The organism is Bradyrhizobium sp. Unk1 (assembly GCF_059512345.1).
On sequence record NZ_JCAMOP010000033.1, the window covers coordinates 1 to 24066 of the forward strand.

Below are 24066 nucleotides of genomic sequence, written 5' to 3' on the forward strand. Positions count from 1 at the left end.
CAGCCGCATCAAGAAGCCGGATATACGTCTGCAGTTGTGACCGTCGATCCTGATCAAGCCGGCCGTTGCAATCGGGCGGGGGCCATATACGTCCACATATGAACCGAGCCGCTTCGCGTCTCGGTAGGGTAGGCGCGGGACACCTCGAAGAGGATATCCCTACGCCTCCCCCCAAACCGTGCGGGCACTTTTCAATGCACACGGCTTTCCGTACGCGCATGCTCTCGACCGGAGACGGCTGCACGGCATGGCGGGCACAGGACAATGGTCTTGCGCCGCCAACCGGACCGTTTCCAGACCGTCAGCGATCCGCTTCGCAGGTCACCTAGGCGGCGGAGATGATGCATCTCGAATGGTCCCGTCGCATCGCTGCACGCTTCGCATTTGCGAGCGTTAAGTCGATCGACCAGATCATTTGGGCGTTTGACCCACCACGCACCTGCCGTGACGTTGTCGATAGTCGGACTTGTCCAGTAGGCTCGGGTGAGATGCTTCAGTCTCCACAGCTTGATGCTGCGAAGCTTACCACGGACCACGGAGCTAACCTCGTAGTCCGTGCCTTTCCACAGACGCGCCATGGTTCTTGCTCTCGTCGTCCGATGTCGCATCGCCAGCGTCTTCACAAGACTGCGGAACACGACAAGCTCCAGCAATCCCAAGGCGCTCTTGATGTCGTCGGCAAACCAGTGGTAGTTCGCAAACCCACGGAACTCTGAGTTATAGGCGAGGACGGTTGCAACATCGCTGGTTACCAGGAACTGCTCGCGCGGACTGCCGGTCTTCTTGGCGAGATCGCCATAGCCGTGTTGCTTGCAGAACTTGGTGACTTCCTTGCGCGGCACCCGCAGGCTGACATTGCCGGTGGTCGGCCGACGCATCACGCGCCATGTCCGTCCAGCCGGCCCCTTGCGGCTGGATTTTCGTCCAGCCCCGTAGGATGTGTATGTCGAGATGCGATAGCTCAAGAAGGTCACTCCCTTTGAAGCGGCGTGAACCCCACTTTTCTCGGGCGACACGGCGAGCTTCAAGGTCTCCGTCAGGAATCGTTCGACGCAGGCCATGACCTCACACGCTTCCCGCTTGCTCCCGATCACGCCGATGAGGAAGTCGTCGGCATAGCGGCAGTAGCGGAGCCTTTTGAAGTTGGGGTCCATCGGATCGACGGAAGGCACTTTCCGTCGCTCCTTATTGATGGCTTTGATCTCCGCAAATGCAGCATCGATCTCGGCCCGATCCGTGCCTTCGGCACGGAGCCGTTCAATCTTCCGGCGGAGACTGAGGACGCGCCGTTCCAACGCCACGTAGCGTGGGAATGGACGTCGCTCACGGCCTTTGTCGAAGTCCGCCTTCATCATCTGCATGTGCTGGTCCAGCTCGTGCAGATAAATGTTGGCGAGCAAGGGCGAGACAACGCCGCCCTGTGGCGTGCCACTGTAAGTGCGTCCGTAGACCCAATCTTCCATGTAGCCCGCTTTGAGCATTCCTTCGATCAGACCAATGAACCTATCGTCATCGATCCGCTTCCTTAGAAGCCCAAGCAGGATGTCATGGTCGATGTTGTCGAAGAACCCACGCACATCCACTTCGACCAGCCACTTGCAGCCCGTCCAACTCTTCTTGATGAGCTTGAGTGCGGTATGACAGGATCGCCCCGGGCGGAACCCATGTGATTCATTGAGGAACACAGGCTCATAGATCGCTTCGAGTAGAATCCTGACCGCCTCCTGAACGAGCCGGTCTTCCACCGTGGGGATACCCAGCGGTCGTGTTTTGCCGTTGTCCTTCGGGATATAAACCCGCCGGACCGGCCGGAAGCGATAAGTGCCATCTGCCACGCGCCTGGCGATGTCGGCGAGCTTCTCCAGCGACATGCCGTCGAAGGTCTTGCCATCTACACCGGGCGTCAGGGCTCCCTTGTTGCGGGAGACCTTTTCGTAGGCCCACTCGAAGAGATGCGGACATCTCATCAAGCGGTGAAGGCCATTTACGCGCTTACCCGACCGCGACAAAGTCGGCAGTGATTCAATTCTTCTCTGGATGGTAACGGCCTGCATCAGCAGAGCCTCTCCGTCGAAGAATCTCTTCTACGCATACTGCACATGCCGTTATTCGCGGCATCGTCCTTCCCCCGATCGGAGGCGCTTTCGGTCCGGTCGCCCGGCCTTATACGCATGATCGTCCACCTCACGGTGGCTGTCCCGGCCATTGCGCCGGGCATTTGGGTACTATGACGGCTCCGTCGCCATACAGGTCCTCGAAAGAGCCTGCTGCAGGCGATCCCGTAGTTGCGTGTGTGGGGAGTTACGGTGTGTTTAGGTGTCCCATTCGCTTCCTTGACCCTCCGACGGAGGTCGTCCCACGCGGACTGGTGGCAAATCGCACTGGCCGGTGCGATCCGCCCCGCGTGGCGCAGCGTGTCAGCCGCGTTCGCTACTGCCAGCCCTTTGGCGACTGGATACTGGGATTCAGGCAATACAGCTTTCACCATGCACACCTTACTTTGTGCTCTCCACCGGGCTGCGGCGCCCGATTTCGAGACGTTTCCCGGCATGCTCTGGTCCCGTTCCTCTTTCGAGGTCTCAGTCGTTTCCGACACCGGTAAGCCGGGTAAGTAAGAGCCCAACCAGCAGGCTCCGTTCTTTCGAACCCTCCCTTCTTCTTCACGCCACAACGGCGCACGCCATCCGGCTTCGATCCCTCGCGCAAACGCTGCGGAGCTCCTCGCCGGGGGCACTCGGGAAAGGGGCTCGCCTTCGGCGATCGCTATCACTGCCCCTGTCCCGGGTGCCGCCGTTAACCGGTCTCGTCGCTGCACTCGGTCCCGCGTGCCGCCTTCGGCGTCGCTATGCTCACGCTCCTGCGGGTGCCATTTTCCGTTGCGGCGATGCGCAATTGGCGCACGCCTGATCGGGGCCTTCGGCCCTAGGCACTCAAAGCCAAGTCCTACGAAGAAATGGGACGGAAGGCGGGCCGCCTCGCAGATTTTGCATTCTCGTTGTGTGCGCGCGGCGAGGAGCCAAACCGGGCTCTCCTAAGTCACACGCCGACGTATCCTCGCGAAAAAGGCTGAGAGTAAGAGTGCCGGCCGGGTGCTGCCGTGACGGGTTACAGGCTGCGAGAGAGGCTCGCGTCGCCCGTCGCGGAGAACCGCGATGTCTGGACATACCACCCGAGTTCGTGCCGGCAATGACCGCGCCAGCCTTTACACCGAAATCACCGACAAGATCATCGCCGAGCTGGAGGCCGGCCGTGTCCCGTGGGTGCAGCCCTGGGGAACGGCGGCAATCAAGGCACCGCTCGCCATGCCGCGCAACGCGTCGACGCAGCGCAAATATTCCGGGATCAACGTGCTGATCCTGTGGGGAGCCGTCATCGAGCACGGCTTTGCCGGACAGAGCTGGCTTACTTTCCGCCAGGCACTCGGAGTTGGTGGCCATGTCAGGAAGGGCGAACGCGGAACAACCGTCGTCTATGCCGATCGCTTCACCCCGGACTACGAACGTCGGCGAGCCGCGGAGGCCGGTGAAGAGCCGGGTGCCGTCGCGTTTCTCAAGCGCTTTACGGTCTACATGCTGCCGAACCGCATCGTTGTCGGCGCCGAAGCCGACGTCAGTTTCTCGGCATTCCCGTATCCTGGGACTGGCCTGTCGATCGGGGGCGCCGCTCTCGCGACAAACAGCCAGGCATTCTATACCGACAACATCTATGTTTCCGGCAGCGTACGCGGCCGTATTGGCTACGCGCCAGGAGACTGGCTGTTTTACGCGACCGGAGGCCTTGCGTGGACCACGGAGCAATTCTCGCTCACTCAACTGGCAACCGACTCCCACTTTGCATCGCGGTTAGGTTGGGTGGCGGGGGTCGGGATTGAAGCTCCGCTGATCCCAAACTGGACTGCACGGGCCGAATATCTCTACGCCAGCTACGGCAATAGCAACACATCGTTCCCGTCCACAGGTCAGCAGTTCATCTCCAGTCTTTCCGAGCAAATGGTGCGCCTCGGACTGAACTATCAGTTCAGCGAGGCCAGGGTACTAGCGGAAAAGAACGCACCAAAGCAGTTCGCAGGTTTGGACCCTGATCGCATCAACATTCACGGGGAGTTCACCGGCATCTGGCAAGGCTATCCCGCGTTCCGATCACCGTATGAAGGCCCGCGAAGCCTTCCCGGCGGTGGGCAGGGTCGCGAGACCACTGAGGCTGGGCTGTATATGGGCCTCAAGCTGTGGCAGGGCGCCGAACTTTGGTTCAACCCCGAGATCGATCAGGGCTTCGGTGTTGGCAACACGCTCGGCGTCGCCGGCTACCCAAGCGTCGGCGCTTTCAAGCTAGGCCAGGCGCAGCCCTATGCCAGGGTGCAGCACTTCTTCCTGCGGCAGACGATCAATCTTGGTGGCGTGAGTGAGAATGTGCCGGAGGGCTTTATGAACTTTGCCGGCACGCAGAGCTCGGACCGCCTAGTGCTGACCGTTGGCAGATTCTCGGCTCCCGAAATCTTCGATACGAACAAATATCTTCCGCTCAAATCCGGATTTCTCAACTGGTCGTTCCTCATCGCTCTCCCCTACGATTTTGGAGGCGATGCGTGGACACCCAGCTACGGTGCCGCTGCCGAATGGTACGTAGACCGCTTTACATTCCGGGTGGGTGCATTCGACCTCTCGCAGACACCGCAAGGCGGGCTCGGCTTCCTGGGGTACGGTCTGGATCCCACGTTTAACCAGTTCAACCTCGTGGCTGAGGTTGAGGAAAGGCATGAGCTGTGGGGTCAGCCAGGTAAGCTCAAGTTTCTCGCCTATCTGGATCGAGGCAACATGGCCGCCTATTCTGATGCGATCGCATGGGGTGTCACGAACGGGATGCCGCCTGTGCTCGATGCTGTGCGCCAGTACCGAACCAAGCCAGGCTTCGTCGTGAACCTTGAACAGCAGATCAATCCGAACCTGGGCTTTTTCGCCCAAGTTGGCTGGATGAATGGCCGATACGAGCAATTTGATACGTCGGATGTCGACCGTACCGTGATGGCGGGCCTGTCGATCTCAGGCAACCTGTGGGGGAGGCCTTACGACACAATTGGGATTGCAGCGGCTGTCAATGGCATTTCCAAAGGCCACCAGGCATTTTTGAATGCTGGAGGTCAGGGGACGTTGCTCGCTGACGGTCAGTTGCCGCACCCCAGCACCGAGCACATCTTTGAAACCTACTACAGCATGACTCTATCCGAGGCTTCGAATCTCTCCTTTGATTACCAGTTCATCCAAAACCCCGCTTACAACACAGATCGTGGACCCGTGAACCTCTTTGCCACTCGTTACATTTGGCATTTTTAGGCGCGGGCCCCTGCATCTAAACGTTGATCCGCCTAGCACGCGCCGGCGTGATGGGAGCACGTCACAACAGCCAAGACGCAGCACGATTCAAGTGCAGTAATCGGGAAAGTCAAATATGCAACGCAATTTGCTTGCCTAGATCGTTGCGCCGATCGGTCTGTTCGTGATTGTGAGCATTTTCGGAGGATCGGCCATCTGGGTCGTCTTCAATGGCGCGAACGACCCCTAACGATCTCGGGCAAGGCCGAAATTGTCCGACCCGCGACGGAGAACACCGGCCATGGCTGGCCTGACTATGGCGGTGACGCGGGCGGATCCCGCTATCCGTCCGCTGGCCAGATCACCCCGGCGAATGTGTCGTCGCTTCACGTCGCCTGGCAACCGCTGGACCGCTGGCTCACCGGCGTCATCTGCAACGAGCTCTACCCGACCCCGACAAGATCGGCAGTGATTCAATTCTCCTCTGGATGGTGACGGCCTGCATCAGCAGAGCCTCTCCGTTGAAGGATCTCTCTTCGAATACTGCACTTGCGGCATCGTCCTTCCCCCGATTGGAGGCGCTTTCGGTCCGGTCACCCGGCCTTATACGCATGATTGTACGCCTCGCGACGGCTGCCTCCGCCGGCAAGACGAACGGCCAGCCCTTGCATCAGAAGCCGAGCCGTAGCCCAACCACCGGCTAGTCAGCACTCGCGCGGGTGTAAGGTCTTGAAGCTTGACATGGCAGTTTAACATGTTAGAAACCGATCTGCTGATACGACGTAGGACCCGATTGTCTCCGCTAGAAAACAATGTTGGCCAACCGCCAACTCTCTCTTTGCATCGCAGCGGCGGGCCGTTTCGAAACCGTTAGCCAAGACCAAACAAGCGCCGTCGAGTGTCTTCGAATGATCAGGGAGCCTAGTATTGCCGACAGTCTGGTTCACATTGGCCGACGGCCAACGCCGAAAATGCGAGGCCTCCGAGGGCGCATCCGCGATGATGGCCGCTCGTCTCAATTCAGTGAACGGCATTGAAGCCGAGTGCGGGGGATCGCTGTCCTGCGGCACATGCCACGTCTATGTCGGTGAGGACTATCTCGGCAAATTGCCGCCGCCATCCGAAGCCGAACAGGAAATGCTCAGTCTTGTCGCCGCGGATCGCAAGCAAGGCAGTCGCCTCAGCTGCCAGATCCTGATCAGCAGCGACGTCGATGGGATCGAAATCAGCGTCCCAGCGTCGCAGTACTAGAACGCGAGATCAAATTCATTGGAAGCGCCTAGACCAGAGTATTCGGCAATGGAAAAGATCGTCATCATAGGCGCCGGCCATGCGGGCTTTCAACTCGCCGCCTCGTTGCGCCTTGCCGATTTCCGAGGTGACATCAGCCTGCTGAATGGAGAGGCCGGTCTACCCTATCAACGTCCTCCCTTGTCGAAAGATTTCCTCAAGACAGGCCGGCACGACGCGTTGCACTTTCGCAACGCTGACTTCTTCTCCGATAACAAAATCAACCTGGTCGCCCAGGAGGTCGTCGAGATCGACCGGGTTCGGCGGAGGGTCATTACGGCGAGCGATAACGCGCTGAGTTTCGACAATCTGGTCATCGCTACGGGGACGGTCAATCGCCGCCTCGAAATCCCGGGTGGGGGGCCAGATATGATTTACATCAAGACACTTCGGGACGCCGAAGAGCTGCGCAGGCGTATGCCGGCCTTCAAGAAGGTGGTTGTTGTCGGGGGCGGCTTTATCGGTCTGGAATTTGCCGCAGCGGCGGCCCCGATGGGCATCGAGGTCAACGTCGTCGATGCGGCAGACCGGTTGATGTCCCGCACGGCAACGCGGATGGTCTCCGCCTGGTTCGAAGCGCAGCATCGCAGAAGCGGAGTTCGGTTCTATCTGAGTGCGACCGTAGCAGCGATCGCCAGGCGCAATGGCGCGATCGCGGGCGTCATGCTGAATGATGGCCGGCAAATTGAAGCCGATGCTGTAGTTGTCGGAATCGGTTCGCTCGCTGATCAACGATTGGCGTCCGAAGCAGGCCTGACGGTGAACAACGGAATCGTAGTCGACCAATATCTGCAGACGTCAGACCCTTCCATCTCGGCCATTGGCGACTGCGCGGTTTTTCCGTCGCTTTACGCCACCTCGCATATTCGCCTGGAGTGCGTGCAAAACGCGGCCGATCAGGCCAAATGCGTCGCGCTTCGCATCGCAGGCAGCGCAACCCCATACACCAGCCTTCCCTGGTTCTGGAGCGAGCAGGGCGGGGATCGCCTGCAGATCGCAGGGCTGATTGATGGCCACGATACCGCCGTGGTCCGTGGGACGCCGGACGAGCGCGGCTTCTCCGTGTTCTGTTTTCAGGCCGGACGATTGGTCGGCGTGGAGTCGGTGAACCGCGCCGCCGACCACGTCGTTGCGCGCCGGCTTCTCTCCGCTGGCTTGAATGTTGATCCAGCGCAAATGGTCGATGTAAGCCTCGACCTGAAGTCGCTGCTCGCGCAGCATCTGCAGCCATCCTGAACGGGAGCGATCAATGCGGACATTTCGTGGGGTCTTTCCCTACATCGTTTCTCCGGTCAGCCGGGAAGGCGGCATCCGGACAGACGTCCTTGGGCGGCTCTGTAACGACCTGATCGCGAAGGGTGTCCACGGCCTGGCAGCGCTGGGGTCCACCGGAGAGTTCGCCTATCTCAGCGCGCGGCAAAAAGATGATGTCGTTCGCGCGACGATCGAGGCCGCGGACCGACGCGTGCCCGTCATTGCCGGAGTTTCATCGACCACGACCGCCGGCGCCGTCGACCAGGCGATACGATATCAGGGCATGGGCGTCGACGGTCTCATTGCTGTCATCGATGGCTACTTCCCGCTCAACGACACCCAGATCGAGTCCTATTTCCTGGCCATAGCTGACGCCGTCGAGGTGCCGGTGGTGGTCTATACCAATCCGAACTTCCAGCGCATCGATCTCAGCCTCGATGTCATTGCGACAATCGCAAAGCATCCCAGGATTCAATACATCAAGGACGCCTCAACGAACACGGGCCGGCTGTTCTCGATCATGAATCGCTGCGGAGGCGACCTGCAAGTCTTCTCCGCCTCGTCCCATGTCCCGGCAGCCGTCCTGCTCATGGGCGGCGCTGGATGGATGGCCGGACCTGCATGTGTCGTTCCGCGACTAAGCGTGGCGCTGTACGAGCTCTGCGAGGCGGGCGTTTGGAAATCCGCCATGACGCTTCAACAGAAGCTATGGACCTTCAACGAAGCGTTCAACGGAATGAACCTGGCTGCATGCATCAAGGCAGCTCTTTCAATTCAGGGCTACGCAGTCGGAGATCCCGTTGCGCCGCAGGCGCCTCTGAACCCTGAACAGCGCGGGATCGTCGAGCGCCTCGTCGGGTCCTTCGCAGAGTGATCGGAGGGGGCTCCAAGGCAGGACTGCATAGAAAACGGTCGGACAGGTTAAAATTAGCACGTCAAAGTGACATGTCAGATTGTTCACTTGGGCGGCTTTATTCCGCACGATCAATCATCGTGAGGCGCATTTGAAGTCGCCGTCTGCTTGAGCCGACTTTTACAGACGTGACCGAACGGATCGGTTACAGAGGAGGGATTGCATGAACTATATTGCCGTCACAGACGAGGTGCAGCCAAGCAGGTCGGCTTCCTCAACGACCTTGGTCGCATTTTCCACGATGATCGGGACCACGATCGAGTGGTACGACTTTTTCATCTTCGGTACGGCAAGCGCGCTGGTATTCAGCAACGCGTATTTTCCGTCATTCGATCCCGTGGTCGGAACGCTCCTCGCGTTCAGTACGGTGGCCGTCGGCCTGTTCGCGCGGCCAATCGGCGCAATCCTGTTCGGTCACTATGGTGACCGCATCGGCCGAAAGAAAATGCTGATCGCAGGCTTGCTGCTAATGGGAATTCCGACGGCGCTGATCGGTCTTCTGCCGACCTACAATCAGATCGGAATCGCAGCGCCCATCCTGCTTCTGCTCATTCGCGTGTGCCAGGGCATTGCGCTCGGAGGCGAGTGGGGCGGTGCCGTGCTGATGGCGGTCGAGCATGCGCCGGCACGCAAGCGCGGATTGTTCGGCAGCCTGCCGCAAATGGGGTGTCCCGCAGCCCTCGTCTTAGCCAGCGTCGCGTTCTCCTTGACCGGCCTGCTTTCAGCAGAGGACTTCTCGACCTGGGGATGGCGGCTTCCGTTCGTCGCAAGCGCCGTGCTGGTCATTCTCGGCTTTTTCATCCGCAGGAACGTCGCGGAATCGCCGAGCTTCCAGAAGCTGGGGGAGAGCGGCGGAATCGTGGAGATTCCGATTGTGCAGGTTCTCAAGAACCACAGCGTCCCGGTGCTCCTCGGAATCGGCGCAAAGCTCGGGGAAATTACGCTGTTCTGGCTGTTTGCCGTCTTCGTGCTGTCCTTTGCCACCAAGACTCTTGGATTTGCCAAAGTCGATATCCTCAACGCCACGACGGTCGGCGCGGTCTCGATGTTGGTGCTCATGCCGGTTTGCGGCTTGCTCAGCGACCGCTACGGAAAGCGCATGGTCTTCAACATCGGAACGGCCATGCTGCTCGTATCGGCCATCCCGATGTTCATGATGATCGGATCGGGAAGCCTCACGCTGGTCGTGATGTGCATCGTGTTTGCGCTCGGCGTGCTCTATCCGATCATGTACGCACCCGAAGCCTCACTCTTCGCCGAATTGTTCCCGGTCGAGGTGCGCTACACCGGGCTCTCGCTCTGCGCCAATATTGGCGGCGCGATCGGCGGCGGCATCGCGCCGATCGCTGCGACATGGCTGCTTGCGACCTCGGGTTCAATCACCTCCGTTGGGGTGTATCTTGCAGTGGTTGCTGCGATCTCATTGCTCAGCACCTGGGCAATGAAGGCTGCTGTTGAGGGAGCGAAGCGATAGTGACTCTCGCGGGCAGGCATTCGCCCGCGAGCGTCAAGCGGGAAGCGAGACATCATTCGTCCGTGTTCACGGGCGGGAATAGGAGTGGTTATGGTAAGCGCCAGTGCGGCACCTAGGAAGCTGACGGATACGGAAGTCGATACGTTCTGGCGAGATGGCGCGATCATCGTGCGCGGTCTCTATTCGCAAGAGTGGGTCTCGATCCTGCGGGATGCACTCGACGAACTGGGCGGCTTACGTCTCGGCCTCAACTCGAAAGAGGAGAGGCGCTTTCGATCCGACGCCTATACGTGGCACAGCAACGACCGGGTACGGGATTTCGTCCTTCAGGGACCAAGCGGGGCGCTCGCCGCGCAGGCTCTCCGATCCCCGCGCGTCAATCTGTTCTGCGACCAGATCTTCGTTAAGCCCGCCCACAATTCGGAGCGGACGCCTTGGCATCACGATTTTACGTTCTTTCCGATCTCCGGCAACCAGGTCGCGTCCTTGTGGACCTCGGTTGATCCGGTCAAGACAGACGAATCGGCGCTCGAATTCGTTGTCGGATCCCACCTTTGGCCGCAGAAATATCGGCCACTTGGTGTGGGCGGAATTGTCAAGTCTGTCGCCCCGCTCGCCGCGACCCCGGATTTCGACGCCAACCGCGAAAACTTTGAGATCAAGAGTTGGGACATGCAGCCGGGCGACGCAGTGCTGTTCCATGCGCGGACCCTGCATAGCTCGCGCGGCAGGCCGGCTGGCGAGCTCAATCGCCGAGCCATCGCCACGCGCTGGTGCGGCGAAGATGTACGCTACACGCCGACTGGCTCGGAGCTGCAGGTGCCCTGGTCCCACGGCCTGTCACCCGGTGATCCAATCGGCGGCCCAGTGTTCCCGCAAGTCTTCCCGGAATTAAAGGCCGAGGAAATCCAGACGAGAATGAGAGGGCCGATCGCGCCGAATCCTGACCTGGTCGCGGCTAACGCCAAGCTCGCGAGCCGGTTCGAGCGCGTTCAGCTTTAGGCAACGACGAGCGGCGGGATTGATCCAGAGCGCCTGACATTGCAAATTGACATGTCAAATCATGGCCTTAGGCGCTTTTGAGAAGTGTCCCGGCCGATTGGAATAACGCTTGATGACGATTGCACGATCAACAGGACAACAGCCGGCACTGACGCAGAATATGCTCAGTCCTTGGATGTCACTGTGGATGGGGCGGTCGTGCGGAGCATGGCCGCTTCCCGTTGGTGATGCCTTCGGTTATGCTGCGAGCAAGGACCAAAAGGAGGCGACGGAGCATCTCAGGGCTGCATCTCTCCTGGTTTCAGTTCGGATTGGATCTCCCTCGCATGTTGGACGCGGTAGCTGCCCCCGAGAAGAGCGCGACGGCGGCGGAAGCGGCGTATACCGGAATCGTCGATCTCCTGCTGAACAGCGAGCTCCGTCCGGGCGAGAGAACCTCGGTCTATCTGCTTGCCGAACGTTTGCAGCTTGGCCGGACGCCGGTGAAGGAAGCGATCACGCGGCTGCAGAACGAGGGCCTTCTATCTGTCACGGGTCGCAGCGGCACAATCGTCAACAAGATCGACCGCGATCAAGCCGGGCAATTGCTCGCGCTGCGTCGCACGCTGGAGGAGTTCGCGGCCGAAACTGCGGTGCAGAATGTCACGGACAAGGACATCCGACACCTCAAGAAGTGCCTGACGAAGCTGGGCCGGCCCGGCTCGACCTTAGAATTCGTGCGCGTGAATACAGAATTTCACTCGCTGATCGTGTCGCTCGCGCAGAATTCGTTCCTGTCACGCTTCTACGCGCAGCTTCAGATTCAGATGCAGGTCATGGCCTATTTGATGGAGCGCGGCGTCAATCTGAAGGAAGTCGATACGCGGCACAAAGAGCACGTGGCGATCGTCACAGCGCTCGAAAACCGCAGCGCCAAGGATCTCAAGGCCGCGCTGCGCAACCACGTTCTGACAACGGAACGCGCGTTACTGTCGCGCTAAGCGGACCATCCCCGTCACATCCTGCCGATCTGACGGGCCAACCTGCCGCGGCGATGACGCGTGGCCGGCGGCTGCCCCTTTTATCAGTTTCCCCACACCCATCGCCGGCAAACCCGTCGCGCCGGCCGACGAACTTTGACTTGAGGACCACGCCATGCGCTTGACGGATAAGACCGCGATCATCACCGGGGCCGGCTCTGGAATTGGCCGCGCCACAGCCCTGTTATTTGCCCGCGAAGGCGCCGCAGTCTGCGTCGTAGATCGCGACGCTGAACGCGCAAATGCGGTCGCCGACGAGATCGCAGCAGCAGGCGGAAAAGCCTACGCGACGAAGACCGATGTCGGAAACTTCTCGCAAGTCAGCGCCATGGTGGCCGGCGCTCACCAGAAATGGGGCCGCATCGATGTCCTAGTCAACAATGCCGGATATGGCATCGCGGGCACTGTTGTCAACACCGAAGAGGCCGACTGGAACGCGTTGATGTCCACCAACGTCAACGGAGTTTTCTTCGGCTGCAAGGCCGTGATCCCTATCATGGCCGAGCAGGGCGGCGGTTCCATTATCAATACCGCCTCGGCAGCGTCTGTCGTTGGCATCTATAACCGCGCCGCCTATGTGGCGTCGAAAGGCGCCGTTGCGGCTTTAACTCGCGCGATGGCGATGGATCATGCAGACGAGAAGGTCCGCATCAACTGCGTCGGAGCCGGCACCGTTGAGTCTCCCTACTACGACAAGCTGTTCTCCGAGAGCCCTGACGCTGCCGGGCTGCGCCGCCATCTCGAGGAGCGCCAGCTCTTCAACCGGCTCGGCAAGCCCGAAGAGATCGCGAGCGCGATGCTCTTTCTCGCCAGCGATGAGTCGTCCTTCTGCACCGGCTCAACGCTGTTCGCGGATGGCGGTTGGACAGCGCGCTGAGCGGGGGACAGGCGGTCATTCAGAGCGCGGCATGAGGGCGACGGCAACTAAAATGTACGGGTCCGAGTTCCTGAGGACCTCAACAGCCTCAACATCGCGCCGACAAAATAGGTCGAGGTGCGACGAGTGACGACCAGAGAGTGAGCGCGCGTCGGTGGCAAGCGCTCAAGACACGTTAGCTAAGGACCTGATCATGAATTTTCTGGAGGCGCTCGACGCCGAGATGGAAGATATCGCTGCCGCATGCACGACCTGCGGCAAATGCTTCCAGGCCTGTCCCATGACCGAGGCTATTGGAATCGATAAGGCCAATCCAGAGGACGTGCTGAACGGCATGGTCAGCCTGCTGCGCGGCGGTGATGGCACCGATGAGGCAAGGCGCTGGGCCGCATCTTGCTCGAGCAGCGGCCTCTGCGCAGACGCCTGCGAATATAACGTCGATCCTCGCATGCTGGTGCGGCTCGCCAATTATAGTCATATCCGCAAGCGCGATGGCGATGCGGTCAAGATCAATGCCATGAAGTCGTTTCGCTCAATGGCCAAGACCGTGCGCGTCGTCTCCCGCCTTCAATTGCCGGAAGCGGAAATCAACCGTTTGCAGCCTGTCGGCAAGAAGGACCGGATCGCCAGACCCGACGTCGCCCTCTATACGGGCTGCAACATCCACAAGACGCCGCATATCCTCGTGCTCTGTCTGGAAGTGCTGCAACAGATCGGCGCGACCTATGAGGTGATCGGCGGCCCCTCGGCGTGCTGCGGCATCAACCAGTTCCGGTCCGGCGATGGCGAGACGTCGGGGCGCGCTGGCCTCGGCACGCTGGAACAGATCGAACGTATCGCCGCTCAGTCGAAATTGTCCTGGTGTGCGAGCTGCCAGTCTCAATTCGACGAGATTATCATTCCGAGCCACCGGCGCATGACGGGGGACAGTTCGTTTGAGCTGACACCGTATTTTGTCTTTCTCGAAAGCAGGCTCGATAAGCTCAAACCCCTGTTCACACACCGGGTGGACAAGGTCGTCGCCATCAACGAGCGGCCGGGCTTGCCCGCTGTCACCCGCGCCGTCAAGAATATCCTCTCGGCGATTCCAGGGATCCGCATTGTCGAGCTCGACGTGCCGCGGGTCGGGCTGATGAGCAACTATTTGACCGTGACGCCCCGCTTCAAGGAGGAACTGCGCGAAAAGGAATTTCGCGCTGCGGCCGATGTCGGCGTAACCACGTTGGCGACGGTCTTCCATGCCTGCCATCGCGAGCTCTGCCATTTTGAGAAGGACGTTTCATTCGAGATCATCAACGTCATGGAGATCATCGGCCAAAGCATGGGGCTTTATGCCGAGGACATCTATAAGCGGCTCAAGATGATGGACGACGTCGATCAGATGATTGCGGAATGCCGCGACCTGATCGCGCAGCACGGCATAGATCCGGACGAGGCGCGCGATCTCCTGCTGGCGGACCAGAAGGCGGGTAAACCGGTGCAGGGCGATATCATGGAGTACCCCGTGTCCTGACCTGCCGAAACCCATAGCGTATCGAAAGCGCGATGGCCGCCCGGTTGGCGCAGAAAGTTCGAGAGAACGATGTTCAACTGGAACGATCTGAAGTTCTTCCTTGAGCTCGCCAGGCCAGGGCGGCTGATGCCCGCAGCGCGGCGCCTGAAGGTCGATCACACGACCGTCAGCAGGCGGATCGCCGAGCTGGAGCGCGATCTTGGGATCAAGATCTTCGATCGGAAGCCCGACGGGTTCGTTCTGACGGAGGACGGCCACAAGGACTATCAGGCCGCTGAAAAGATCGAGGGACGGCGCTTGGAATTGCCGAGGAGTTTCGGGCAGCCCCCACTGAGCCAAGCGGAAGGGTGCGGCTGACCGCCATCGAGGGCATTTCGGCCTTTTACCTCGCGGAAAAGCTCGCGGACTTCAACGCGCGGCATCCCGGGGTGGTGGTGGAGCTGGTCACTGAGCGCCACCTGATCAACCTCACTAAGCGTGAAGCCGACATCTGTATCAGCTTCGTGCCGCTGATCGGACCCAAGCTCTCGGTCAAAAACGTCGGCGAATTCAAGCTCGGCCTGTTCGCATCTGCCAAATACATCGGTCAGAAGGGAGAGCCCAAGACGATCGAGGAATTGCAATGCCACGACTTCGTCGACTATGTCGACGATCTCATCGCGGTGCAACCCTTGCAATGGCTGCAGGACGTGTTAGTGCCCGATCATGTCGTGTTTCGGTCGACCAGCATGGCAGTCCAACAAAATGCAGTCGCCAGCGGAAAGGGCATCGCATTGTTGCCGTTCTTCTCGGCCAAAAAGGAACCGCGCCTCGTCAGACTCATGCCGGACATCGTCGTCACCAGAAGCCTCATCTTCGCGGCTGTTCTTGGCGCCACTCTGACTTCAATGCTGCCTTCGGAAAGCATGCAGTCCTGGGGCTGGCGCATTCCCTTGCTGATCGGTGCGCTATCATTCCGCTGGTGTTTTTCCTTCGCCGCTCACTGAAGGAAACCGAGGTCTTCCTGGAGCGTCGCCGTCATCTCGCCGCTGCCCATATCTTCAGGTGGTGCAAAATTGGCGTATTGTCGTCCTTGGCATGATGATGGTGCTGATGACTACCGTCTCGTTCTACCTCATTACAGTCTACACGCCGACCTTCGGACGGAAGGTTCTTCATCTGACCGATCTCGAGGCCATGGTCGTCACGATCTGTGTCGGGGCCTCGAACCTTTTCTGGCTGCCTGTGAGTGGCGCTGTGTCGGATCGAATTGGTCGCCGCCCGATCTTGATTGCCTGCACCCTTCTTGCGATCATCAGCGCCTATCCGATCCTGGCTTGGCTCGTCGAAAACCCCCTCGTTTGGTGCCTTGCTGGTATCGAGCTATGGTTAAGCTTGATCTACGGCTGCTACAATGGCGCGATGATCGTCTATTTGACGGAAGTCATGCGGTTGGTGCCGAACAGGCGCGCAAAGGTTTGCGGCGACAGAGCCAGTGTGTCGCGATAGCGCATGAATGTTTCCTCGCCATCGAAGTACGGGTCGACGGTGACCCAGAACGGCCCGGCCCTTGGAGCGGACGTGATGGCAGACTTCACTGGGCTTAGGCATTGACGCTCTCTCTCCTTCCGCTCGGCGGGTCGATCATCCCGCTGCGCACGAGCTCGATGGTGTCGCGAGTCGTTACGACGTGGTTGAGAACGAATTGGTAGACCTGGCCGCGGGGAATTTCGGCCGGCGTAAATGTGAACGCGTAGCTCGGCATCGCGATGCCTCGGCGCAGCGGAGTGTGAAAGAAATAGGGATTGTACGTCTTCGCCATCCTATCAGCGAGCTCCTGGGTCGGCGCCGACATCGCTTGGAGGCACACCGGTCAGCAGGCTCACTAACTAACTCATACCTAGGACTGGACGAGGTATCGTACCTTTGGCTGCTGGGAAAGGCGCTAGCGCTCCGTGGCTCGAACCCCCGACACATCAGCGAAAGCGGCGGCCCAGCTACCAGGGGTAACAGCACGCGAGGGTGCCCCTCCCATCGATTAACATCGGCCCGCCGCGCATTCGCCACTGCTTAACCGTGCCCGAGCTCCGTTCTTCTTCAAGAACGCCGCAACGAAATCGCAAGGAATTGGGTGTAACGGCCGTCAACAAAACGGGACAGAAAAGACTGCCATGTCGATAAATAACAATAGCTTAGAGGGCACTTACTGCGTTCGGGACGCATGTGCCGTAGTTGGTCAGATCGCAACGTGAATCGAATGTCGGTATCGGTGGTTGCGCCTCCCCGATTTGAACCTACTGCGAGCCGCATTGTTGGCTAAAGTTCCTGCCAAAGCAGCGGCTCTTGGCACGCTGACAGGACGCTATTTCAGGAGTTAGGCTGCTCTTCGGTAAGAAAACAGCGTTCTTGCGATAGTGGGTATCGCAATGTAGCGCTCTAGCGACTCGAATCCCCGACAAATGGCCTTACGGCGGCATAATCCTTAGAATCTGCGCGAGCGCAGCCGCTGAGGCGCGTGGACGAGCGTCAACCCGCGTTCGCCTTCAACCCGGCCGCCTCGATGCCCGCCAGCGCGCAGGCCTCGTCATTGTCGGAGGTGTCGCCGGACACGCCGACGGCACCCAGCAGCGTTGCGCCATCCATGATCAGCACGCCGCCGGGGACCGGCACCAGCGCGCCTTTCGCAATCGTGTTCACGGAATCGATGAAATAGGCCTGCTCCTGCGCGCGCTGGAACAAGGCGCGCGAGCCCATGCCCATGGCGAGCGCACCATAGGCCTTGCCGTGGGCGATCTCGGCGCGCATCAGGCTGGTGCCGTCCTGCGCCGCGGCGATCTTGAGCACGCCGCGTGCGTCCAGGATGGTGACGACCAGCGGCTTGAGCTTCAGCTCGGTGGATTTTGCGAAAGCGGCGTCGAGGATCTTGCGGGCGGTGTCGAGCGTGAGGTCAGCCATGGCTGGTTTCCTTTTTAGTGTGAGAAGTGGAATTTGCTCCGGCGCGGTCGAGGCTCATCGCCAGCACGCGTGCGACGTGAAGCGCTTCGCGCTGGGCGCCGTCGTGGATCTGATGCCGGCAGGAGGTGCCGTCGGCAACGACGAGTGTAGTCTGGTCTGCCCGCCGCACGGCGGGCAGCAGCGACAGCTCGGCCATCTCGATCGAGGCATCATAGGTGTCAGCGCCGTAACCGAACGCGCCGGCCATGCCGCAGCAGCTCGATTCGATGGTCTCGACCTTCAGGTCCGGAATGAGGCGCAGCACCTGCTCGACCGGCTTGAAGGCGCCGAAGGATTTTTGGTGGCAATGGCCATGCACGACAGCCTTGTCGGCGACGGTGCCGAGCGGCAGTTGCAGCCGGCCGGCCTCGGCCTCGCGCACCAAAAATTCCTCGAAAGTCAGCGCGTGGGCGCCGACGGTCTTGGCATCCTTGTCCTTGCGCAGCGAAGCGAGCTCGTCGCGCAGCGTCAGCAGACAGCTCGGCTCGAGGCCGACGATCGGCACGCCGCGGGCGGCAAAGGGCGCGAACGCGGCCACCAGGCGGTCGAGCTCGGCCCTGGCTTCGTTGACGAGACCGGCTGAGAGGAATGTGCGGCCGCAGCAGAGCGGGCGACTGCCGCTCGCCGGCCTGGGCAGGTGCACGCGATAACCGCCCGCCGCGAGCACGCGGAGCGCGGCGTCGAGATTTTCGCGCTCGTAGATGCGATTGAAGGTGTCCGTGAACAACACGACTTCGCGGCCGGTCTGCGGCCCGACCGCTTCCGCGGGCGGCACGAACACGTCGCTGCGGAAGGCGGGCAGGGCGCGGCGCGCGCTGATGCCGGCAAAGCGCTCGAACAGCTTTCGCAGCAGCGGGCTGCGGTTGCGCAAATTGGCGAGTGGCGCGAAGCGCGATGCGAGTCCGGCATAGCGCGGGAGGTAGCCGACCAGGCGGTCGCGGAGAGTCAGGCCATGGGACGCGGCGCGAGCGGCGAGCACCTCGATCTTCATCTTGGCCATGTCGACACCGGTCGGGCATTCGTGGCGGCAGGCCTTGCAGGAGACGCACAGCTTTAGGGTCTCCATCATCTCGTCGGAGGACAACGCGTCGGGGCCGAGCTGGCCGGAGATGGCGAGCCGCAAGCTGTTGGCGCGGCCGCGGGTGACGTCCTTCTCGTTGCGCGTGGCGCGGTAGGACGGGCACATCACGCCGCCCTCGAGCTTGCGGCAGGCGCCGTTGTTGTTGCACATCTCGACCGCGCCCTGGAAACCGCCGCCGGCGCCGGGATAGGCGGACCAATCCAGCTTCGTCTTCAGCTCGTTGACGTGGTAGTTGGGTTTGAAGCGGAACAGCGTGCGATCGTCCATCCGGGGTGCATCGACGATCTTGCCGGGATTGAGGACGCTTTCGGGATCGAAGCGCCGCTTCACCTCCCTGAAGTCGGCGACGAGACGCTCGCCGAACATGGTCTCGTGGAATTCAGAGCGCACCAGGCCATCGCCATGCTCGCCGGAATGCGAGCCCTTGTACTCGCGCACCAGCGCGAAGGCTTCTTCGGCGATGGCCCGCATCGCCTTGACGTCCTTCTCCAGCTTCAGGTTCAGCACGGGCCGTACGTGCAGGCAGCCCTCGGAAGCATGCGCATACATCGTGCCGCTGGTGCCGTGCTTTGCGAAAACCTCGCTCAAGCGCGCGGTGTAGTCGGCCAGGTGCGGCAACGGCACGGCGCAATCCTCGACGAACGAGACCGGCTTGCCCTCCTGCTTCATCGACATCATGACGTTGAGGCCGGCGGCGCGGAAATCGGCAATGCCGCTTTGCAGTGCGGGCTCGGTGATCTCGACCACGCCGCCCCATTTGCGCTTGTCGTTGTTCCAGCCGAAGCCGAGATCGCCCATCAATTCGCCGAGTTGCTTGAGGCGCGCCAGATTGTCCGCCTGGTCCTCTTCAGCGAATTCGACCACCAGAACGGCATCCGGATCGCCCTTGATGGCGGCGGAGATGATCGGCCGGAACATCGCGATGTCGCGGCCGAGCGCGAGCATGGTGCGGTCGACCAGCTCGACCGCGATCGGCTTGAGCTTGACCAGGTGCTGGGCGGCGTCCATCGCCTCGTAGAAGCTGCCGAAATGACAGATGCCGAGCACCTTGTTGCGGATGACAGGCCACAGCTTCAGCTCGACCTTGGTGGTGAAGGCGAGGGTGCCTTCGGAGCCGACCAGGAGATGCGCCATGTTGTTGCGCGCATTGCGCGGTGTCAGCGCATCGAGATTGTAGCCGCCGACCCGGCGCTGCACCTTTGGAAAGCGCGCGGCGATCTCGTCAGCCTCGCGGGCGCCGAGATTGAGCATGTCGCGGAACAGGGTGCGCGCGCCGTCGTTCGCATCGAGATCAGAAAGGTCGCGCGACACCTCACCGTAGCGGCCCAGCGTGCCGTCGGCGAGCGCCGCCTCCATCGACAGGGTGTTGTCGCGCATGGTGCCGTAGCGAAGCGAGCGGCCGCCGCAGGAATTGTTGCCGGCCATGCCGCCGATGGTGGCGCGCGAGGCGGTGGAGACGTCGACCGGAAACCACAGGCCGTGTTTCTTGAGCTGACGGTTTAGATCGTCAAGCACGATGCCGGGTTCGACCACGCAGGTGCGGCCCGCGACATCGAGCGAGAGGATGCGGTTGAGGTGTTTCGAGAGATCGACCACGAGGCCGTCATTGACGGTCTGGCCGCATTGCGAGGTGCCGCCGCCGCGCGGGGTGACCTTCAGGCCCTCGTCACGGGCGATCGCCAGTGCCCGCAAGGCCTCGTCCATGGTCCTGGGCACGACCACGCCGGCCGGCATGATCTGGTAGAACGAGGCGTCGGTGGCATAGCGGCCGCGGCTGAAGCCGTCGAACAGGACGTCGCCGGTCATTTCCGCGCGCAGGCGCCGTTCGAGCGAGGAGGCGTTTGTCATCCCTGGTCCCGGATTGGCCCAGCGAGGCCCAGCCTTGCTGAGTATTCATTATTTCTCACGACCGATTATATTATGAATTCAAAATGAGCAAGTCGGCCGCCCCTCAGGGCGAGGCCGGCACGTCCTCTTGGGACTCGGTCAGGTGCTCGATCGCGGCCGTCCGCTTGTTGCGCAGGTGCTGGAACAGGATGTCGCTGAGCTCGCTGGCGGCGCGGCGGCGCAGCGCGTCGAGGATGGCCTCGTGCTCGCGCATCGCTTCCGCCCAGCGCTGCCGCTTGCGAGCGAAATTGGCGGAGTAACGGACCCGGCGGATGCGGCCTGCGAAGTTGGCGTAGGCGGTCTTCAGCGTCTCGTTCCGTGCGGCCGCGACGATGCTTTCGTGGATGCGCTGGTTGGTCTGGAAATAGCCGTGCATGTCGCGATGCAGATAGTGCCCGTACATCTCGTAATGCAGCTGCTCGATCGCGGTGATTTCCTCATCCGTAATGGCTTCGCATGCGAGGCGCCCGGCAAGGCTCTCCAGCCCCGCCATCACGTCGAACAGCTCCTCGAGGTCGCGCTGGCTGAGTTGGCGGACGCGCGCGCCGCGGTTGGGCAGAAGCTCGATCAACCCTTCGGAAGCGAGCACTTTCAGGGCCTCGCGCAGCGGCGTGCGGGAGATCCCGAGCATCGCGCAGAGCTGTCGCTCGGGAACGCGCGCGCCGTCGGGAATGTTGCCCTCGACCACGTAGTCGCGCAGCCGCAGCAGGATCTCGCCGTGCAGCGAAGCCTCCTGGCGGTCGCCGCCATTTGGGGCGGGTGGGGCGATCGGAACCCCGGTGTCGGGAATCGTGGATTTCATTTGCAGCACAATAGTTTGCCTGTTTGATCGCGTCGATGTTCACAATCGAATACCAAAATTCAATTGAAATGACAAAAAATGAATGCAAAATTGTCTCTGAAGCAGGCCAGAGTCCGTCGCCAGGGAGGTTTTCATGCACCAAGGTCGCCATTTCCTTCAGATTCCAGGCCCGAGCCCGGTCCCAGAGCGCGTCCTGCGCGCCATGGACATGCCGGTTATCGACCACCGGAGCGCCGAGTTCGGTGAGCTCGGCCGCGCCGTGCTCGAGGGCAGCCAGACAATTTTCCAGACCGCGGGCCCGGTCGTGATCTTCCCCTCGTCGGGGACGGGCGCCTGGGAGGCCGCGATCGTCAACACGCTGTCGCCGGGCGATAAGGTACTGATGGTCGAGACCGGCCATTTCGCCACCCTGTGGCGGCAGATGGCGGGGCGGTTCGGCATCGAGGTCGATTTCGTGCCCGGCGACTGGCGCCGTGGTGCCGACCCGGCCGTGATCGAAGCAAGGCTCAGCGACGACAAAGCGCGCGCGATCAAGGCCGTGATGGTGGTGCACAACGAGACCTCGACGGGCGCGACCAGCCGTATCGCCGAGATCCGCGCCGCGATTGATCGCACTGGTCACCCGGCGCTGCTGATGGTCGACACCATCTCCTCGCTCGGCTCGGTCGACTACCGCCACGACGAATGGAAGGTCGACGTCAGCGTGAGCTGCTCGCAGAAGGGTTTCATGTTGCCGCCCGGTCTCGGCTTCAACGCGATTTCGGAGAAGGCGCGCGCCGCCGCGAAGACCAACAAGATGCCGCGCTCTTATTTCGACTGGGAGGAGATGCTCAAGCCCAACGCCAACGGCTTCTTCCCCTATACACCGGCGACCAATCTGCTCTACGGCCTGCGCGAGGCGATCGCGATGCTGCTCGAAGAGGGGCTCGACAACGTGTTCGCGCGCCATCAGCGGCTGGCTGCCGCGACGCGTGCCGCCGTCAATCACTGGGGCCTCGAGATCCTCTGCCAGGAGCCCTCGGAGTTCTCGCCGGTGCTCACCGCGGTGTTTATGCCGCCGGGCCACGACGCCGATCAGTTCCGCAAGATCGTGCTCGACAATTACAACATGTCGCTCGGTTCGGGCCTGTCGAAGGTCGCCGGAAAAGTCTTCCGCATCGGCCATCTCGGCGAATGCAACGCGCTAACGCTGCTCGGCGCGCTCACCGGCGTGGAGATGGGCCTGTCGGTTGCGGGCGTGCCGCATCGCTCCGGCGGTGTCGACGCCGCGATGAAGGTGCTGGAACAGCGCCCGCAGGGCAATGCCTCACCGCATCTGAAAGTGGTCGGCACTTAGGTCGCGCGGGAGACGCAAGGCCAATCAGAAAAAGCAGTCCGGGAGGGTGGAGATGGGAATTCGGTTCAAGGCCACGCATGTCGTCTTGGCGATGCTGTGCGCGATGTATTTCATCACCTATGTCGACCGGGTGAACATCGGCACCGCCGCGAGCGAGATCCAGAAGGAGCTGGGTCTGTCGAACACCCAGCTTGGCCTCGTCTTCTCCGCCTTCGCCTATCCCTATCTGCTGTTCCAGGTGATCGGTGGCTGGGTCGGCGATCGTTTCGGGCCGCGCAAGACGCTGTTCTGGTGCGGCATGATCTGGGCGGCGGCAACCATCTCGACCGGCTTCGTCAACGGTCTTGCCGCACTGTTCGCCGCGCGCTTCGCGCTCGGCTTCGGCGAGGGCGCGACCTTTCCGACGGCAACGCGCGCGATGCAATACTGGACGCCCGCGAACCGCCGCGGTTTTGCGCAGGGACTGACCCATTCTTTCGCCCGGCTAGGCAATGCCGTGACGCCGCCGGTGGTGGCGCTGCTGATCCTCTGGTTGACCTGGCGCGGCGCGTTCGTCGTGCTTGGCTTCGTCAGCCTGGTCTGGGGCGTCGTCTGGGTCTGGTACTTCCGCAACGAGCCGAAGGAGCACGCCTCCATCACCGAGGCCGAGCTTGCCGCGCTGCCGCCGCGCCCGACCGGCGAGCGGCCGCGCGTGCCATGGGGGCCGTTGCTCGGCCGCATGTGGCCGGTGACGCTGACCTATTTCTGCTACGGCTGGTGCCTGTGGCTCTATCTCAACTGGCTGCCGCTGTTCTTCAAGAACAACTACAATCTCGACATCAAGAACTCGGCGCTGTTCGCCTCCGGCGTGTTCTTCGCCGGCGTTGTCGGCGACAGCGTCGGCGGCGTGCTTTCGGACAAGATCCTCGATCGCACCGGCAATGTCCGTCTGGCGCGGCTGAGCGTCACTGTTGCGGGATTTACGGGGGCGCTGCTCTCGCTGTTTCCGATCCTGTTCGTCCACGACATCACGATCGTCGCGCTGTGCCTGTCGGCCGGCTTCTTCTGCGCCGAACTGGTGATCGGCCCGATGTGGTCGATCCCGATGGACATCGCCCCGAAATACTCCGGCACCGCCTCGGGACTCATGAACACCGGCTCGGCCTTCGCCGCCATCGTGTCGCCGCTCGTGGCCGGTTTCGTGATCGACGCGACCGGCAACTGGTACCTGCCGTTCCTGATGTCGATGGGGCTGCTGCTGCTCGGCGGCTTCTCCGCCTTCCTGATGCATCCGGAGCGCCCGTTCACGGGGGCCGAGGGGCGCCTGCCTTCCGGAAAGGTGGTGGCCGCGGAGTAG

General features: G+C 61.4%; 20 protein-coding genes and 1 pseudogene. 15 read left to right on the forward strand and 6 right to left on the reverse strand.

Features of this window, described 5'->3' with window-relative positions; translation table 11 throughout:
• Window positions 1-191: 191 nt before the first annotated feature.
• Window positions 192-2054: a reverse transcriptase domain-containing protein gene (locus AC5ZFO_RS33520; RefSeq protein ID WP_496123042.1), complete on the reverse strand. Its 1863-nt coding sequence runs from the start codon at window positions 2052-2054 to the stop codon at window positions 192-194.
• A gap of 1098 nt (window positions 2055-3152) precedes the next feature.
• Between AC5ZFO_RS33520 and AC5ZFO_RS33525 the strand changes: the two genes are divergently transcribed.
• From AC5ZFO_RS33525 to AC5ZFO_RS33585, 13 genes and pseudogenes are all read left to right on the forward strand, one after another.
• Window positions 3153-5330: a carbohydrate porin gene (locus AC5ZFO_RS33525; protein WP_496123043.1), complete on the forward strand. Its 2178-nt coding sequence runs from the start codon at window positions 3153-3155 to the stop codon at window positions 5328-5330.
• Between the two features lie 249 nt (window positions 5331-5579).
• Window positions 5580-5804: a hypothetical protein gene (locus AC5ZFO_RS33530; RefSeq protein ID WP_496123114.1), complete on the forward strand. Its 225-nt coding sequence runs from the start codon at window positions 5580-5582 to the stop codon at window positions 5802-5804.
• Between the two features lie 432 nt (window positions 5805-6236).
• Window positions 6237-6560, forward strand: a complete 324-nt coding sequence (locus tag AC5ZFO_RS33535; RefSeq protein ID WP_496123044.1) for a 2Fe-2S iron-sulfur cluster-binding protein — start codon at window positions 6237-6239, stop codon at window positions 6558-6560.
• A 48-nt stretch (window positions 6561-6608) separates the two neighbouring features.
• On the forward strand, window positions 6609-7835 hold the full coding sequence (locus AC5ZFO_RS33540; RefSeq protein WP_496123045.1) for an NAD(P)/FAD-dependent oxidoreductase: 1227 nt from the start codon (window positions 6609-6611) through the stop codon (window positions 7833-7835).
• Window positions 7836-7848: 13 nt separating this feature from the next.
• Window positions 7849-8727 (forward strand): dihydrodipicolinate synthase family protein, encoded by an 879-nt coding sequence (locus AC5ZFO_RS33545; protein ID WP_496123046.1) that lies wholly within the window; start codon window positions 7849-7851, stop codon window positions 8725-8727.
• Window positions 8728-8929: 202 nt separating this feature from the next.
• The gene (locus tag AC5ZFO_RS33550; RefSeq protein WP_496123047.1) at window positions 8930-10240 is read left to right on the forward strand and encodes an MFS transporter; all 1311 of its coding nucleotides are present in this window, start codon (window positions 8930-8932) and stop codon (window positions 10238-10240) included.
• Between the two features lie 90 nt (window positions 10241-10330).
• Window positions 10331-11242: a phytanoyl-CoA dioxygenase family protein gene (locus AC5ZFO_RS33555; RefSeq protein WP_496123048.1), complete on the forward strand. Its 912-nt coding sequence runs from the start codon at window positions 10331-10333 to the stop codon at window positions 11240-11242.
• 326 nt (window positions 11243-11568) lie between these two features.
• Complete coding sequence (locus AC5ZFO_RS33560) at window positions 11569-12222, forward strand: GntR family transcriptional regulator (RefSeq protein WP_496123049.1); 654 nt, start codon at window positions 11569-11571, stop codon at window positions 12220-12222.
• Window positions 12223-12376: 154 nt separating this feature from the next.
• Window positions 12377-13138 (forward strand): SDR family oxidoreductase, encoded by a 762-nt coding sequence (locus AC5ZFO_RS33565; protein WP_496123050.1) that lies wholly within the window; start codon window positions 12377-12379, stop codon window positions 13136-13138.
• A gap of 223 nt (window positions 13139-13361) precedes the next feature.
• On the forward strand, window positions 13362-14651 hold the full coding sequence (locus tag AC5ZFO_RS33570) for a 4Fe-4S dicluster domain-containing protein (protein ID WP_496123115.1): 1290 nt from the start codon (window positions 13362-13364) through the stop codon (window positions 14649-14651).
• 69 nt (window positions 14652-14720) lie between these two features.
• Window positions 14721-15008, forward strand: coding sequence for a helix-turn-helix domain-containing protein (locus tag AC5ZFO_RS33575; protein WP_496123051.1), 288 nt, complete (start codon window positions 14721-14723; stop codon window positions 15006-15008).
• Entirely contained in the window at window positions 14999-15637 is a 639-nt protein-coding gene (locus AC5ZFO_RS33580; RefSeq protein WP_496123052.1) for a LysR substrate-binding domain-containing protein, read from the forward strand. The genes AC5ZFO_RS33575 and AC5ZFO_RS33580 overlap by 10 nt, the downstream gene beginning before the upstream one ends.
• A 61-nt stretch (window positions 15638-15698) precedes the next feature.
• A pseudogene (locus AC5ZFO_RS33585) lies at window positions 15699-16088 on the forward strand (MFS transporter); the annotation flags it as partial.
• On the opposite strand, the gene AC5ZFO_RS33590 reads toward AC5ZFO_RS33585, so the two are convergent.
• The 5 genes from AC5ZFO_RS33590 to AC5ZFO_RS33610 all read right to left on the reverse strand — a co-directional run bounded on the left by AC5ZFO_RS33590 (window position 16061) and on the right by AC5ZFO_RS33610 (window position 21394).
• Window positions 16061-16144, reverse strand: a complete 84-nt coding sequence (locus AC5ZFO_RS33590; protein ID WP_496123116.1) for a hypothetical protein — start codon at window positions 16142-16144, stop codon at window positions 16061-16063. The pseudogene AC5ZFO_RS33585 and the gene AC5ZFO_RS33590 sit on opposite strands and share 28 nt — an antisense overlap.
• A gap of 89 nt (window positions 16145-16233) precedes the next feature.
• Entirely contained in the window at window positions 16234-16452 is a 219-nt protein-coding gene (locus AC5ZFO_RS33595) for a hypothetical protein (RefSeq protein WP_496123053.1), read from the reverse strand.
• 704 nt (window positions 16453-17156) lie between these two features.
• Window positions 17157-17585, reverse strand: coding sequence for a GlcG/HbpS family heme-binding protein (locus AC5ZFO_RS33600; RefSeq protein ID WP_282524628.1), 429 nt, complete (start codon window positions 17583-17585; stop codon window positions 17157-17159).
• Entirely contained in the window at window positions 17578-20553 is a 2976-nt protein-coding gene (locus tag AC5ZFO_RS33605; protein WP_496123054.1) for an FAD-binding and (Fe-S)-binding domain-containing protein, read from the reverse strand. The genes AC5ZFO_RS33600 and AC5ZFO_RS33605 overlap by 8 nt, the downstream gene beginning before the upstream one ends.
• 103 nt (window positions 20554-20656) lie before the next feature.
• The gene (locus AC5ZFO_RS33610) at window positions 20657-21394 is read right to left on the reverse strand and encodes a GntR family transcriptional regulator (RefSeq protein ID WP_496123055.1); all 738 of its coding nucleotides are present in this window, start codon (window positions 21392-21394) and stop codon (window positions 20657-20659) included.
• 133 nt (window positions 21395-21527) lie between these two features.
• Here AC5ZFO_RS33610 and AC5ZFO_RS33615 point away from each other — a divergent pair, with 133 nt between their 5' ends.
• Both AC5ZFO_RS33615 and AC5ZFO_RS33620 read left to right on the forward strand, forming a co-directional pair.
• A complete protein-coding gene (locus AC5ZFO_RS33615; protein WP_496123056.1) occupies window positions 21528-22730 on the forward strand; it encodes a pyridoxal-phosphate-dependent aminotransferase family protein in 1203 nt (400 codons plus the stop codon).
• A gap of 52 nt (window positions 22731-22782) precedes the next feature.
• Window positions 22783-24066 carry an MFS transporter gene (locus tag AC5ZFO_RS33620; RefSeq protein WP_496123057.1) on the forward strand — a complete coding sequence of 428 codons (1284 nt, stop codon included), beginning with the start codon at window positions 22783-22785 and terminating at the stop codon, window positions 24064-24066.